This is a genomic window from Anaerosolibacter carboniphilus (genome assembly GCF_014205875.1).
In the GTDB taxonomy this organism is placed as follows: domain Bacteria; phylum Bacillota; class Clostridia; order Peptostreptococcales; family Thermotaleaceae; genus Anaerosolibacter; species Anaerosolibacter carboniphilus.
In genome coordinates this window covers 1-13,379 of the sequence record NZ_JACHEN010000040.1, presented here as the reverse complement: position 1 = coordinate 13,379, position 13,379 = coordinate 1, and the positions used below count along the sequence as shown (strand labels likewise).

General features: G+C 38.0%; 10 protein-coding genes, 7 tRNA genes and 1 rRNA gene. 2 read left to right on the top strand and 16 right to left on the bottom strand.

Features of this window, described 5'->3' with window-relative positions; all coding sequences use genetic code 11:
- Positions 1-134: 134 nt before the first annotated feature.
- The 7 genes from kduI to HNQ80_RS22730 all read right to left on the bottom strand — a co-directional run bounded on the left by kduI (position 135) and on the right by HNQ80_RS22730 (position 7,123).
- Positions 135-971, bottom strand: a complete 837-nt coding sequence (gene kduI, locus HNQ80_RS22765) for a 5-dehydro-4-deoxy-D-glucuronate isomerase (protein ID WP_184313019.1) — start codon at positions 969-971, stop codon at positions 135-137.
- Between the two features lie 24 nt (positions 972-995).
- On the bottom strand, positions 996-1,751 hold the full coding sequence (gene kduD, locus HNQ80_RS22760; protein WP_184313017.1) for a 2-dehydro-3-deoxy-D-gluconate 5-dehydrogenase KduD: 756 nt from the start codon (positions 1,749-1,751) through the stop codon (positions 996-998).
- A gap of 168 nt (positions 1,752-1,919) precedes the next feature.
- Entirely contained in the window at positions 1,920-2,921 is a 1,002-nt protein-coding gene (yiaK, locus tag HNQ80_RS22755) for a 3-dehydro-L-gulonate 2-dehydrogenase (protein WP_184313015.1), read from the bottom strand.
- A gap of 49 nt (positions 2,922-2,970) precedes the next feature.
- Positions 2,971-4,170 carry an MFS transporter gene (locus HNQ80_RS22750; RefSeq protein ID WP_184313013.1) on the bottom strand — a complete coding sequence of 400 codons (1,200 nt, stop codon included), beginning with the start codon at positions 4,168-4,170 and terminating at the stop codon, positions 2,971-2,973.
- Between the two features lie 263 nt (positions 4,171-4,433).
- On the bottom strand, positions 4,434-4,772 hold the full coding sequence (locus HNQ80_RS22745; RefSeq protein ID WP_184313006.1) for a cupin domain-containing protein: 339 nt from the start codon (positions 4,770-4,772) through the stop codon (positions 4,434-4,436).
- Positions 4,773-5,632: 860 nt separating this feature from the next.
- Positions 5,633-6,322, bottom strand: coding sequence for a GntR family transcriptional regulator (locus tag HNQ80_RS22735; protein WP_184313004.1), 690 nt, complete (start codon positions 6,320-6,322; stop codon positions 5,633-5,635).
- 126 nt (positions 6,323-6,448) lie between these two features.
- A complete protein-coding gene (locus HNQ80_RS22730; protein ID WP_184313003.1) occupies positions 6,449-7,123 on the bottom strand; it encodes a FadR/GntR family transcriptional regulator in 675 nt (224 codons plus the stop codon).
- A 385-nt stretch (positions 7,124-7,508) separates the two neighbouring features.
- Between HNQ80_RS22730 and HNQ80_RS22725 the strand changes: the two genes are divergently transcribed.
- Positions 7,509-8,852, top strand: coding sequence for a uracil-xanthine permease family protein (locus HNQ80_RS22725; protein WP_184313001.1), 1,344 nt, complete (start codon positions 7,509-7,511; stop codon positions 8,850-8,852).
- Positions 8,853-9,326: 474 nt separating this feature from the next.
- Here the strand turns inward: HNQ80_RS22725 and HNQ80_RS22720 are convergent, their stop codons facing one another.
- Positions 9,327-10,913 carry a methyl-accepting chemotaxis protein gene (locus HNQ80_RS22720; RefSeq protein ID WP_184312999.1) on the bottom strand — a complete coding sequence of 529 codons (1,587 nt, stop codon included), beginning with the start codon at positions 10,911-10,913 and terminating at the stop codon, positions 9,327-9,329.
- A gap of 296 nt (positions 10,914-11,209) precedes the next feature.
- Between HNQ80_RS22720 and HNQ80_RS22715 the strand changes: the two genes are divergently transcribed.
- The gene (locus HNQ80_RS22715) at positions 11,210-12,427 is read left to right on the top strand and encodes a 2,3-bisphosphoglycerate-independent phosphoglycerate mutase (protein ID WP_184312997.1); all 1,218 of its coding nucleotides are present in this window, start codon (positions 11,210-11,212) and stop codon (positions 12,425-12,427) included.
- A 51-nt stretch (positions 12,428-12,478) separates the two neighbouring features.
- Here HNQ80_RS22715 and HNQ80_RS22710 read toward each other — a convergent pair.
- The 8 genes from HNQ80_RS22710 to rrf all read right to left on the bottom strand — a co-directional run.
- Positions 12,479-12,554, bottom strand: a tRNA-Phe gene (locus tag HNQ80_RS22710).
- A gap of 7 nt (positions 12,555-12,561) precedes the next feature.
- Positions 12,562-12,650: transfer RNA gene (locus HNQ80_RS22705), tRNA-Ser, on the bottom strand.
- Positions 12,651-12,670: 20 nt separating this feature from the next.
- Positions 12,671-12,745 (bottom strand) — tRNA-Gly (locus HNQ80_RS22700).
- A 6-nt stretch (positions 12,746-12,751) separates the two neighbouring features.
- Positions 12,752-12,835: transfer RNA gene (locus HNQ80_RS22695), tRNA-Leu, on the bottom strand.
- Positions 12,836-12,955: 120 nt separating this feature from the next.
- Positions 12,956-13,031 (bottom strand) — tRNA-Val (locus HNQ80_RS22690).
- 8 nt (positions 13,032-13,039) lie between these two features.
- Positions 13,040-13,114, bottom strand: a tRNA-Glu gene (locus tag HNQ80_RS22685).
- Positions 13,115-13,120: 6 nt separating this feature from the next.
- Positions 13,121-13,195 (bottom strand) — tRNA-Asn (locus HNQ80_RS22680).
- Positions 13,196-13,285: 90 nt separating this feature from the next.
- Positions 13,286-13,379, bottom strand: a 5S ribosomal RNA gene (rrf, locus tag HNQ80_RS22675); the annotation flags it as partial.

The following is a 13,379-nucleotide window of genomic DNA, read 5'->3' as shown; positions in this document are numbered from 1 at the left end:
TTTACCACCTCAATAATATCATATCATACGGTGCACACGTTAACAATATCTTTGTTTATAATTTAGTTGCGATAAAAAACAAAAAACCTTATCTTTCTGCAATAAGGTTTTTATTTGTGTATCTATAGACCTCATTATCGGATATCTTTTATTGCAATATGGTCCATATCTGTGAACTCAATATTTTCACCGCACATACCCCATATAAAGGTGTAATTGCTAGTTCCCACACCGCTGTGTATAGACCAACTAGGCGATATAACGGCTTGCTCATTTGCCATGACAATATGTCTTGTCTCTTGAGGTTGTCCCATCAAATGGAAAACCCTTGCTCCTTCATCCATATTAAAGTACATATACACTTCCATACGTCTTTCATGGGTATGGGCAGGCATTGTATTCCATACATTTCCTGGATCAAGAATAGTCATTCCCATAACCAACTGACAACTTTCACATACGTCTGGATGAACATATTGATTAATTGTCCTTACATTTAGATTTTCTTTTTCTCCTAGTCTTACTTTTTTTGCTTGTTCTAAAGTAATCATTCTAGTGGGAAAAGCTTTGTGGGCTGGACTACTATTGAAATAAAACTTTGCTGGGCTATTAGTATTTTCTGATTCAAAAGTAACATCCTTACTTCCCATTCCAATATAAAGACCATCAGCATTGTCTAAAATAAATTCATTGCCATCTATTATTACCTTTCCTTTGCCACCAATATTTATTATCCCAGCCTCTCTTCTTTCAAAGAAATAGCTGACACCTAGTTCCTTACCAGCGCTTAGCTTAATTTTCTCTCCTACAGGCATGATACCGCCAGCGATAATTCTATCGATATGAGAATAAACTAAAGCTGCCTCATTTTCTACAAATAGCTTTTCTATTAGGTAATTTTTTCTTAACTCTTCCGTTGTATAATATCTGGAATCATCTGGGTGATTTGCATATCTTATTTCTAAATTCATTAAACATCTCTCCTTTTTAAAGTTCTATCTTGCAAGCCAGCCGCCATCAACAGCAATTGTAAATCCATGAATATAGTCTGAAGCTTTAGATGCTAGAAAAACTACTGTTCCACCCAAGTCCTCAGGGGTTCCCCATCTATTAGCAGGTATTCTTGATAGAATTTCAGAACTTCTTCCCTCGTCTGCTCTAAGAGGAGCTGTATTATCTGTAGCCATATATCCTGGAGCTATTGCATTTACATTAATATTGTACTTAGCCCATTCGTTTGCCATTAACATGGTTATGCCTTTGACACCAGATTTACTGCCAGTATATGAAGGAACTCTTATGCCTCCCTGGAAAGAAAGCATAGATGCAATGTTTATGATCTTTCCTCCATTACCCTGTTCAATAAACTTTTTCGCTACTGCTTGGCTTAGGAAAAATACCATTTTAAGATTGATATTCATAACATCGTCCCAATCTTTTTCTGAAAAATTAATAGAGTCTTCACGTCTAATAATTCCTGCATTGTTGACTAAAATGTCTACTTTACCGAAGTTATCCATGACTGCTTCAATAACCTTTGGAATAAAACTCATCTCCATTAAGTTAGCCTGAACTCCAACAAATTTCCTGCCTATTTTTTCTACAAGATTTTTTGTTTCATCTAAATCAGTAGATCCTACACCTAGAATGTCTGCTCCAGCTTTTGCTAACGCTATAGCCATGCCTTGACCAAGTCCTGTTCTACAGCCTGTAACGATTGCTACCTTACCTTCTAATGAAAATATATCCATGATTACCCTCCTTTTTATAAAATATGTAATGATTTTATGATTATTTTCCTATTGTATACAATGTATACAATCAGCGTAATAGACATTCCATATTTATGTTAATAGAAATTTTAAACCTTTAAATGGACCATGGGGCAGAATATTAATTTTCTAGTTCAACGGCTCTCATTATAGCTTCAACAATGTTTCCCACATTTCCTCATTTACGGGAATATTTTCTTTCATATTTTTTGCTCGTTCTCTGTCAGCTCTTTCTCCTGGATAAAGGATATCTGTAACACCTACCTTTTTTGCCGATGTCTTAATATACTCAGACATATTTTCTATATAAGCGTCGGCATAATCCTCACCTGCATATGCTGTGGGATTTATAGCGATAAATACCTGTGAAATGCCTGCATCATTTTTACTCATCCTCATATCATAGGTAGATTTGCCGACTGATAGTGCTGCAACTACCATGTCAATGGCTATAGAAAGTCCAGATCCCTTCCAATATCCTGCTGGAAGAACCTCCCCACCATTTAATATGGCACTAGGATCGTCAGTAAGATTTCCATCTTCATCATAACCTCCCGTAACCGGCAGCTTCTTTCCAGCAAGAGAGTATGTCTGCAGTTTTCCAAAGGAAAATTGAGACTGAGCCATATCCAATAACACGTGCCCGCCATTTTTATGTGGAATAGATATAATAAGAGGATTGTTTCCTATACGCTTTTCCGTACCACCCCATGGTGGCATATTAGGGAATGTATTTGTCATGCAAATACCGATACATCCTGCATTGGCAGCCCTCAATCCATAGGTACCTCCACGGAGCCAGTGATTAGTGTTTTTAAGAGCAACACATCCTAAACCGTATTGTCCAGCCAATTCAATAGCCCTGTCCATGGCAATACACGCATTTATTGGACCGAAGCCTAGCTGTCCATCCCATTGTTCAAGTGCTCCGGCACTATTCAACTTTACTGGATGTCTATCGGGCTTAATCATACCTTCATCTATAGATTTTACAATAACAGGAAACCTATTTAAGCCATGGGAATATACTCCATCGCGGCTGTTATCAGCTATTATGGACGCTCCAATCTCCGCAGCTTCTGCTTCAAATCCTCTACTTATAAGCACTCTTTTAAGTTCACTTTTCAGTTTATCATAAGATACAAACATGAATAACCCTCCTATTTAATAAGCATAGCTAGGAAACCGCCCTGTCTCATTATTCTATTTCACTTCCAATATGTACATTTGTCCCTGACATTTTTAAAATTACACATATTATCATTAAAACAATAGCTCCTACGATAGCACCCATACCAGCGAAAATACCGAAAGCATCTGATAATACACCGGTTATAATTGGCATGATAATAGCGCCAATGCCTCCTACCATTAGTAAGACACCCATGGCCATAGGATAAGACTTAATGATACTCCCAATTGTAGAAACTGTTGTAGGATAAATACCTGCCATAGAGAATCCTAATCCCATTATAGCAATAGTAATAACCTTTAGGTTGTGTGTAGAAAGTAATAATAAATAAAAAACAGAGGTTCCGCAGCTAGTTATTAACAGCAGCACTTTCTTTGATACTCTATCTCCCCAAAATGCACAGGTTAATCTACCAGCAAGAATAACTAACCACAATAAAGAAGCAAGTATTTGGGCATATTCTATGGTCATAATACTTGAGTCAATGAAATATTTAACCATCCATCCATTAATAGCTGCTTCTGCACATAAATAAAAAAACATAATTCCTGAACTAATGCAAAAATCCCTGTTCTTCAAAAACTCATAAGACATCTTTACTTTTTCAGTCTTTTTCCCAGTGTTATCTATTTTCATCCTTGAAAAAAGAAGCATAGAAATAGTAGCAAGAACAATAATAATGCCGACAGCTATTTTCCAGCCAAGTTCCCTAGAAATGTTTGTAGATAGAATAACTAAAAATGGAGAAGTTAAAGCCCCCACTGCAAAAATACTATGTAAAACATTAAGGGCAGCTGGGCTACTATTAGATACCTCATTTACAATGGTATTATTAAAGTTAGAAATGCTGCCACGACTTAATCCTGTAAATAAAAATCCTAAGATCAATAACATTGGATTACCTGTTAAAATCATGATTGAAAATCCCATAACAACAAAGCTGCATAAAAATATAATTGATTTTTTTCTGCCTAAATACAAAGGCAATACCCCTGCAATAAACCCAGAAATTAAGTTACCTATTTGGTGAGCAGAAATTAATCCCCCACTTACTGTATTGTTCAATCCATATTCAATACTGATTAAAGGGAGCAGTGAACCTAAAATTATAGAATATACGCCATTGACTGCAAAAACAAAAAAGCAGCAATTCAAAATATATCTTTGATCTTTGTTAAGTTGTGCGTAAAACGATTGATTTTTCATATTCTTTAATTCTCCTACTTAAACATAGATGACAATCCCAGTAATTATAGCATATCCATCATTGTGATTGTGGCTACTTGTTTCACCTCTATGCCGCTATTTTCACGAATATATATGTCAGGAGACAGTTCTATGACCCATATATTAGTAATAGAAAATGGGCTTTTTAATAATATTAAGCAATCCTGCCCTCAAATTTTTTATATGAAATTATATAAGATAAATTCTTTTGCAGTCTTTTACTATGCACTATACAACCTTAACTATTTTTTATTTATAAAATCCTCCCTATGCGGAGTAAATATATCCAAAAGTATCCCCTTCTTAGTACATTTACAGCCATGCACCACGTTGGGCATCTTATATAGAGTATCACCCTTCTTTACGATATTTTTAATTCCGTTGATTTCAAACTCAAACTCACCCTCCAAAACATAGGAAAGCTGCGTATGAGGATGACTATGGAGAGCTCCCACAGCATCTTTCTCAAAATGTACTTCAACAGCCATAAGTTGATCTCCGTATGCTAATATTTTTCTCTTTACTCCCTCTGATACCATTTCAAAATTACAATCCTCTGCAAAAACATAAGGCTTATTCATGATTATTACTCCTTCTCCAAAAGATAGTGTCTTGTTAAGCAGCGTGTGCTTAACGGTACTTCACTTGATACTCTCTACCGAAAATATCAAGTGGTGTAATCTTATCAATCATACTCCATGGGAAAGCCACAGATTTTCCCAAGCCTTTCCATCATGTAAACCCTTCAAATTCAACTTCAATTTAGTCAACCCCTTTCCATTGTTAGATATAATCCATCAAATTCATAAATAATATTTATCCATGTAGCCCTACCTGACAGTTCCTTAGATAGAAGTATCGGGTAGTTTGTTTGTTTAATTGTCATCGTTTGACACGCTTTGAATTATTTCTTATTTGGCTTCTCTGTGGCTTCCCATAATCCTAATAGATAGGCTGCCCTTAAAGCTCTATCATAGAGACCAGAACCAGGCAGAACAAATCCACCAGAATTGGCATCCATCTCTTATCTATTTTCGATAAACTATACTAGCATACTAGTATAATTCAGCAATTTTGTCAATATGCTCTTTTATGATTGTTCATTTTAAAAATTATCTTTCATGAAAGTGTCTACCATTATACATATTTCTTATTAGCTTTTCAAATTCAATAGAATATACAGAACCCAAATATCTACTTCTCCTGTATCAGATTTGAACTATAAAGCAAAGAATATACTATAGTATAAAATAGCGTCTACGCCGCTTTCGCTAGGAAATCCTAGGTTTCCTTCGACGACAGCTCCGCTGTCTGAGCACCTTCCTGAGTGCAGCAGGAGATTTTCTCCTTACAACCCCTGCTTTTTTATTTCATAGAAAAGTAAAACTTTCCTATCAAATAAAAAAACAAGACAGGTTCCTGTCTAAACAGTGATCTGTCTTTAATCTGCTTTAAAGTATTGAGGGTACTTTTCTTTTAACTCAATCTGTTCAAATATCAGCTTTTTGATATGATTACTAATTACTTCCTGTCCCATTTGTTCATCATGGTTTTTAATACTCTCTAAAATCTGCATATGCTGCCCAATGATATCTTTCCAATTGATATCTGCTATAAAGGTAAGCATACGAACTCGCTTATATTCTGCATTAATTTGTTCTATAAAAGACCATGTTCTTGCTTTGTTGCATCCTATAAATATGGTTTTATGAAACTCTTCGTCCATCTCGAGAAACTTAAAAAAAGCTCTCTGCTCTATTAGCTTTTTCTGTGTATTGATATTTTCTTGAAGCACATCTAATAGCTCTTCTGGGAACTTTTCTGTAGCAATTTTAAGTACAGATTTTTCTAGACTTTCCCGAATAAATCTGGCATCTTCAACAATATCTAAATCAATATATGAAATATAAGTCCCTCTCTGGGGAAGGACGTAGAGCAAGCCTTCTTTGGCTAATTTAATAAAAGCTTCCCTTACTGGTGTCCTGCTTACATTTAGCAGGTCAGAAACCTCCTTTTCGCTCACTCGATTGCCAGGAGGCATATTGAGATTAATAATATTTTTTTTAATGGTGTCATACACATAATCACCAACGGTAGTACCGTCTTTTTGCTTTTCTATCTCTAAATTCATTTATTCACTTCCTTAGAAGAATAGTTTCATTTTTTCTAGAGCACGTTACCATACTACCACACTACGTTTACAGTGTCAATAATGCTAGTATGTTCCTTCATTCTATGTGTTCTTATTCATCCACCTTCATTTTTGAAGAATTTGATCCATGCCACTTTGGATATGCTCCTTCATATATTTTCTTGCCAGAGCCTCATTCTTTTCTACAATCGCATCCAATACTTTTCTATGATGCCCTAATACTTTTTCTCCGCTTTCAGGGATATCCTTCGTTTCCAGATATCCTTCCACGATAGAATCATTAATGATAGGTACAATTCTTCGGATAATTGGGTTATGAGTGCTTTTGGCGATGATATTATGGAACTTGATATCTGCCTTAGTATGATCTTTACCTTCAAGTATTAGAACTTCTAGCATATGGAAAGCGTCTTCTAAAGCCTTGATATTCTTCTCAGTAGCTCTTTCAGCAGCTAGGGCTGCCATTTCAGGCTCTATGATCAATCTTGTCTCAAAAAGATATAACAGCAGATCTTTTTTATTCATAAAGGTAACCCCTAAAGGATCCGTTGCGATGCCAGGCTTTTCACATACGTAAGTCCCCTTTCCTCTGCGAATCTCCAATACATTTTTAGAAACCAATGTCTTAATGGCCTCACGGACGGTTGAACGACTGACGTTCAGTTGGTTGGCCAGTTCTATCTCGTTAGGAAGCTTCCCTCCTGGCTGTAGCTTTTGATCTATAATTAAAGACTTAATGCTATTTGCTATTTTTTCTGAAAGTAATACTTTATCAAACATTTTCTTCTACACTTCCAATCTTCTTTAGATATACATTACAACATGGATATCTTATCATAAATCATATTTTATGGATATATCTTTTATTTTTCTTTCAACTTCTTAGTTTTATCAAATCTCATTCATATCGTTTATGACCTTTCTACAAATGTAGTTTGTACTATTTTCCAAATTTCCAACAACCTCTTTTTATGTCCTATAAAAAATACCTATATATTTGTTCAAAAAATTATAGATTTTCAACGAAGGTATTTTAAAAATATTCAGAAACTTATATATGTACTCTTCATATTCTTTTAAGAATATTTCATTTTAATGACTTTTCTTAGAAAGGAGGTCTCAAATAAGTACGCTTCAAAATATTTATAAACAGGAGGTTGATTCTATGGATAAAAGTCAATCGGCTCAAGTTCATTCGGAGATTCTCTACAAAATTGAGGATGTACCACCTCTTCAGGTCAGCATTCTTCTTGCGTTCCAGCATATTATGGCTGCTTTTGGCGGTATTGTAGCTGTTCCATTGGTTGTTGGAGGTGTTTTAGGTTTACCTGTTGGAGATCTGGCTTATCTTGTTAGTGCAGCATTGTTCATGGCTGGTGTTGCCACATTCATTCAGGCAAAAGGTATTGGAAAATGCGGTGCTAGGGTTCCCTGTGTCATGGGCACGGATTTTACCTTTGTAGGTCCTTCTATAGCCGTCGGATTTGCAGGTGGATTACCTGCAATTTTTGGTGCTACAATCTTGGGTTCTTTTGTCGAAATTATACTTAGTCGATTTATTAAGCCATTGAGAAAATTCTTTCCGCCAATCGTTACTGGTACTGTTGTAACTTTAATCGGCCTTACCCTACTCCCCGTCTCCATTGACTGGGCTGCTGGCGGATTTGGCTCTGCTGATTATGGTAGTCTTAAAAATGTTTCTGTAGCCATGGCTGTTATGATTGTTACGATGTTATTAAACCGCTATGGAAAGGGTATCGTTAGCTCTGCTGCTGTTATCCTTGGCCTTATCTTTGGTTATGCCATTAGTTTTCCTTTGGGTATGCTGCATTTTGAACCCATTAAAGAAGCAGGATGGATTGCTTTGCCATCTATCTTCAAATTTGGTGTAACATTTAGCTTCGCATTTGTACTTCCTTTCATTACCGCCTATCTGGTTACAACCATTGAAACTGTAGGTGTGCTGATGGCCATTGGCGAGGCCTCAGGTAGAGAACTAAGCAGTGATGAGATTGAAGCAGGAATTTTAGCCGACGGTGTAGGAAGCTTCATTGCTGGATTTTTGGGTGCAGGTCCAAATACTTCTTTTAGTCAAAACGTTGGTCTTATTCCCTTAACAAAGGTCGCCAGTAAGTTTGTCGTGGTAGTTGCAGGTATCATCTTAATGTTATTAGGTATTTTCCCGAAATTTGGTGCTTTGATTGCCATTATGCCTAATCCTGTTTTGGGCGGAGCTGGAATCATCATGTTCGGCGTCGTAGCTGCTTCTGGAATTAAGACCCTTAAGAATGTAGAAATGAGTAATAGAAATCTATTGATTCTTGCTGTATCTCTTGGATTAGGTCTTGGTGTTACCGTTAGACCAGATTTTATTGCTCATCTTCCTGAGGTATTAAAAAGCCTTTTCTCCTCTGGAATTAGTGCAGGTACAATTTCAGCTCTTGTATTGAATATCGTATTAACTGAAGAACCTCAGCCTGTTGTTGAGCCTGAGGAAAACGTTATCTAGTTATATATTATTTTTAGAAATTCACATGCATAAAAGCTAGGATAATTACCCTAGCTTTTATCTTTTCATTTGATTGCTCTGCTTTATAGGATTGATTTTTATGCTGAGCCGAGATGTACAATAAATAAATGTTACGACACAACCGTAGTGTGCGGACCTATTCTATTTAAGGCAATGTTAGATTCGTGTCATTCTGAACGCAGTGAAGAATCTTAAGAACCTAAGTACAGATTCTTCACAATGTTCAGGATGACAGTTGGCTTGATATCTAGGGTCTGTGGGCGATTCATGAATCGCCCCAACCAATGTGTACAATATCTAGTAGGGATCGGCGCCCTCGCCGTTCCGTGGTTTTTGAATCTCTATCTTGTTCGGAACGATGGGGGCATCGTTCCCTACATAAAACATGATTTTCTGTGGTTTGTAAGGTTGGACGACCCTGTCCAACCGTTATCGTTGTGACGTATTTTTCTACTATAATGTCACATCTCCGATCAATGTGCCACATATCCTACCTGAGGTTTCTTTGATTGGCATGGCAATGGTTACACAGTAATCATCTGTTAAAGATGAGATATAGGGCTTCGATACATAAATATTTCCTTTGATAGCATCTAAATAGAATTCCCTATGGCCAACGTCCCTAATTGTACTATTTAGCTCGAAGGTTGCTGCCTTGATCAATCCATCAATACCCGTCACGGCTAGGAGTTCTAGATATGTATTCTTTTCTTTGACCTCTTTGAGTTTTCCATTGGTTAGTTCCTCCAATTTATGCTCCTTTGCAATCCCTTGAAGCAGGTTCTTCACATTTTCTATATGGTTTTGATCATCTTCGTCCAGATGAAATTCCTGGGCATAGCTCATAATGATTGTTTTTAGCTCTCTTGCCATATTGCCAAACTTTTCGATAGACTCATAGATTTCTTCCATGGCCTTTGCCTGATGTTGGGATGCAGTTGTAGTTTCTTCTGCTGTGGCACTACACGCTGTCGCTGCATTCGCTACCGCCCCCATAAAATTGTCCACACCTCGAATTTTCTCTACTTCCTTTTGGGTGAGAGCCAATATATGATCTATGGCCTTGGTCGTTGTTTCAGTAGCTCCTTGAATATCAAAGAATTTTTTCTTTGCTTGAGCAGATAATTGAATGTTTCCATCAACGATACTCAATTCATGGTTCATTTTTCCAACGATCACTTCAATCTGCCTGATAATACTTTCTATAAGCGCCTTTATTCCCTCAATAGAAGTGGTTGACTCCGTTGCTAGCTTTTTCACTTCATTGGCCACCACCGCAAATCCTTTTCCCTCTTCGCCAGCCCGTGCTGCCTCTATGGCTGCGTTCAATGCCAATAGTCCCGTCTGCTTGCTGATATTCGTAACCACATTCACAATGTCTACAATTCGATTGGCCTGATTCTCAAGTTCTTTAATTTCTTGGGCCAGTGATCTACTGGCGTGGGATCCTTCTTGGAGCCGTTCAGTGATTTTTTCAAATATAGCTACACTCTCTGTAATAACATGCTGCATATTTTTTGCTTCCTCTTTTGAGGTATTTGCAAATTCCGCCATTTCCTGAATATCCTTAAAGATAACGGATATATCCTCCTTTGTCTTGCCAGCATCAATAGCTTGACGTTCCATTTGCTCCGTAATGTGAAAGATGGATTGGTTAATATCCTTAGATCCTTTTTCTGTTTCTTCAGAATAGATCTGTATATCATTAGAATAAGAATATATTTTGTCAGATGCAGTTAAAATCTTTCCCACAAGGGCCATGTTGTTTTTTTGAAGCCGCTTTAATGCTTGAACAATAGGACTTAGTGCACCCTTCTCATGTTTTGATGATATTTTTTTATGAATATTTGTATTTAATATTTTCTCGCTATCCTCTAGGATCTGTTTTATAGGAATGATTAAGATATAGAGTATCCCCCCAGCACTCAAACTCAAAGCACTTCCTATAAGTATCCCTATGATGCTCTTGGATAGATAAAAGAAATATCCGTTCAATACAACTGCAAACGCAAAAAACAAACCCATAATTCGTCCAATCATCCCTAATCCCCCTTTGATTATTTTTGAACTAATTCTATATTTTTCTACTTTTCCCTCTTTTTATATAGAAAAAATCATTTTATGTGCTTTATCCCATATTTCCCGGGAAATATGACGAATATTTGTATCTTTTGTAGCCTTAGCTCCACCTTTCTTTATATATCCGCACCCACTCTGATAAAACTTCTCTGTCATAAGTATAGTTTTATATGTTTTTTACCATGATAATCATAGTGTACACATTTTCCAACCTCGGCAGAAAAAATGTACAAGAAATAAAATGATGAGGTGATATCATGAACTATGATCAGGTAATTGCAGATACTGTAAAAACAAACAACTCAAAAATCGTCCTTTTGGTTATGGATGGTGTAGGTGATATCCGTCACCCTAAATTTGGCAACAAAACGCCTTTGGAATATGCCCATACCCCTAACTTAGATCAGCTAGCGATGACTTCCGCCGTTGGCCGTTCCATTCCTATCCTGCCAGGAATCACACCAGGCAGCGGCCCTGGACATATAGGTATCTTCGGCTATGATCCTCTTGTCCATACCATAGGGAGAGGTATATTAGAAGCCGTAGGAATAGGTTTTGAAATCAAATCAGGAGATGTAGCCACCCGTTGTAATTTTGCTTCGATGAATGACCATGGCATTATCACTGACAGAAGAGCTGGACGGATCCCCACAGAAACCACCATGGAATTATGCAACATACTAAGAGAAATTAAGGAAATTGATGGCGTAGAAATTATTATTGAACCAGGCAAAGGTCATCGATTTGTTACAGTTTTTCGATCTAAAAGTAATGAATTGGGTGCCCTTATTAATGATACAGATCCTTTAAACGAAGGAAAGGCTCCCCTTGATGCTAAAGGGCAAAATGAGAGTTCTCAATTTCTAGCCCATGTCGTGAATCAATTCATTCAAAAAGGTTTTGCATTATTAAAAGATAAAAGACCTGCCAATGCCTTTTTAATGCGTGGTTTTTCTTCAAAGCCAAAGATTCCGTCTATGCTGGATAAATATCTGCTAGAATCAGCAGCTATTGCTTCTTATCCCATGTATAGAGGTATTGCATCCCTATTGGGCATGCATCTACTACCTGCTCCTGATTCTATAGAGAACCTGTTTAAATCATATGTTGAATGCCGTCAAAAATACGACTTCTTCTTTATCCATGTCAAAGGTACCGATCAAGCTGGTGAAGATGGTGATTTTGAAGCAAAGGTGAGCTGTATCGAAAAAGTAGATCAAGCTTTGCCCATTCTTTTAGAGCATAAACCCGATGTATTAGCTATTACTGGGGATCATTCCTCTCCTTGTGCAATGCGCTCTCACAGCTGGCATCCTGTGCCAACCCTTATCCATAGTGAATTCTGTGATGTGGATGATGTGAGAGCATTCCATGAGAGTGCATGCAATACGGGCAGCCTTGGTTTCTTTGAAAGCAAATATTTGATGGGTTTACTATTGTCAAATGCAAAACGTTTAGATAAGTTTGGAGCATAAAGAAAACGAAAAAATACCTGATACAGATCTGTATCAGGTATTTTTTCGTTTTGGTGCCCAGAGCCGGAATCGAACCAGCGACACGAGGATTTTCAGTCCTCTGCTCTACCGACTGAGCTATCTGGGCAAATAGATGGCGGAGAGGGTGGGATTCGAACCCACGGCCCCTTTCGAAGTCACTGGTTTTCAAGACCAGCTCCTTAAACCGCTCGGACACCTCTCCATGCTATCACAAAAAAATATTGGAGCGGAAGACGAGATTCGAACTCGCGACCCTCGCCTTGGCAAGGCGATGCTCTACCCCTGAGCCACTTCCGCATGGTTTGGTGCGGGTGGAGGGACTTGAACCCCCACGCACGTGGCGCTAGATCCTAAGTCTAGTGCGTCTGCCAATTCCGCCACACCCGCAAGTATTTAGTTATCGGTTCTTGGTTGTCAGTTATCGGTTGCTATGGTCTATCTCTTGAGCCTTTGACTCTAGACATTCACCATAAAAACCGTCAACCGTGCACCGTCAACTGTTTTTTATGGTGGGCGCAATAGGGATCGAACCTATGACCCCCTGCTTGTAAGGCAGGTGCTCTCCCAGCTGAGCTATGCGCCCATATTAGATGGTGACCCATCCGGGAATCGAACCCGGGTTACCGCCGTGAAAGGGCGGTGTCTTGACCGCTTGACCAATGGGCCTTAAAATGGCTCCAGAGCGGGGACTCGAACCCTGAACCTACCGGTTAACAGCCGGGTGCTCCACCATTGAGCTACTCTGGAACGCTTTAAAATTTCGCATGCTGCTATCGCAACTGCTCATGACGCCAACGAAATTTCTTCGAGTAAGACTCTCGAAATTTCCGTTGTTTAAACCAGCGACGACCTACTCTCCCAAGGGGCTACCCCCTAAGTACCATCAGCGCTGAAGGGCTTAACTTCTGTGTTCGGTATGGGAACAGGTGTG